At 68.5% G+C, this 1,612-nt stretch carries 2 protein-coding genes and 1 pseudogene; 2 read left to right on the top strand and 1 reads right to left on the bottom strand.

All coding sequences use genetic code 11. The features are described from left to right. A partial coding sequence (locus tag EOA60_RS18260) for an N-acetyltransferase (protein ID WP_164899387.1) occupies positions 1 to 414 on the top strand: 414 nt, incomplete at its 5' end. A gap of 23 nt (positions 415 to 437) precedes the next feature. Beyond that, positions 438 to 1,226: a tRNA pseudouridine(38-40) synthase TruA gene (gene truA / locus EOA60_RS18265; RefSeq protein WP_095799013.1), complete on the top strand. Its 789-nt coding sequence runs from the start codon at positions 438 to 440 to the stop codon at positions 1,224 to 1,226. Here truA and EOA60_RS18270 read toward each other — a convergent pair. Continuing rightward, positions 1,223 to 1,612, bottom strand: a pseudogene (locus tag EOA60_RS18270) (transporter); the annotation flags it as partial. The gene truA and the pseudogene EOA60_RS18270 overlap by 4 nt on opposite strands.

Raw genomic sequence — 1,612 nt, forward strand, 5'->3', positions numbered from 1 at the left:
GGCCTGGTCGATGCGCTGGTCACCGGCGGCGACGCCGTCGTCGAGCTGGTTGCGGAAGAAGATGGCCAGGTCGTCGGCCACATCCTGTTTTCCAGGCTTTTTGTGCAGAACGGCGGCAAGCGCTTCGCGGCCGTGGCGCTGGCGCCGCTGGCCGTCGAGCCGTCCTTCCACGGCACCGGCATCGGCGGCGCGCTGATCCGCGAGGCGCATGTCCGCCTGAAGGAAGCCGGCGAGGCTTTGGCGGTGGTGCTCGGCGATCCGGCCTATTACGGCCGCTTCGGCTACACCCACGCCCGCGCCGAGAAATTCGAGAGCGAATACCAGGGCGAGGCGCTGCAGGCGCTGGCCTGGGGCGACGCGCCCGAGGCCGGCAGACTGCTATACGCTTCGGCCTTCACCGCGCTGGCCGCCTAGGCGAGCGCGAACGCAGAGCTGGCATGCCGCGTTTTCGACTCGATATCGAATATGACGGCAGCCAATTCGCCGGCTGGCAGCATCAGGCGGACCAGCTTTCGGTGCAGCAGGCGATCGAGCAGGCGATCGAAAAGTTCTGCGGCGAAGAGGTGCGAATACGTGCCGCCGGCCGCACCGATGCCGGCGTGCACGCGACCGCCCAGGTGGCCCATGTGGATCTGGCCAGGGACTGGGCGGGCGACAAGGTGCGCGACGCCGTCAACGCCCATCTGCAGGCAGCCGGCGCGCGCATCGCCATCCTCAAGGCTGCCGTCGTCGCCAACGATTTCGATGCGCGGTTTTCGGCCACCGGCCGCCATTATCTCTATCGCATCCTCAACCGCCGCGCCCCGTCGGCGCTTGAAAAGGGCAAGGTCTGGTGGGTACCGAAACGGCTCGATGCCGAGGCCATGCACGAGGCGGCGAAGGTGCTGCTCGGGCGGCACGATTTCACCACCTTCCGCTCCACCCAGTGCCAGGCCGAAAGCCCGGTGCGCACGCTTGACCGTCTCGATGTCACCCGCGCCGGAGATCTCATTGAGGTGCGAACCTCGGCGCGCTCCTTCCTGCACAACCAGGTGCGCTCGATGGTCGGCTCACTGCGCAGGGTGGGCGACGGCTCCTGGAGCGCCGCCGATCTCAAGGCAGCGCTCGAAGCGCGCAACCGGGCAGCCTGCGGACAGGTAGCGCCGCCCGACGGCCTGTTCTTGGTCGGGGTGGATTATCCGGCGACGGCTGACAAACCCGCCGCGGCAGAGGACGCGGAGACCTAGCCCCTCGCGCCGTCCGGAATGTCGATGCCGAGCAGCGCCTGCAGCCCGAACAAGACGAGCAGCGAGGCGACGAACATGCCGACAAACACCGCGGTGCCGGCAGCCGCGCCCTTGCCGATCGTCGCGTTGGTCATGCGCCAGGTCAGCACCATCGACAGCGCGAACAGAAGCAGCGAGACCAGGCCGCTGACCTCGTCGGTCGAGGGCAGGAACAGCCTCAGCAGCGCCGACGGCAGCATCAGCCAGGCGATGATCGCGGAGGCCCAGTTGGAGGCGACGACGTAGTGGACGAAGCGGCTGCCGATGCCGGCGCGCGGCGCGACCAGCGCAAGCGCCACCAGCGGCAGCACCCAGGAACCGATGTCGACGGTTGCCAGCCGGAGCAG

Source organism: Mesorhizobium sp. M1A.F.Ca.IN.020.06.1.1 (genome assembly GCF_004023265.1).
GTDB lineage: Bacteria > Pseudomonadota > Alphaproteobacteria > Rhizobiales > Rhizobiaceae > Mesorhizobium.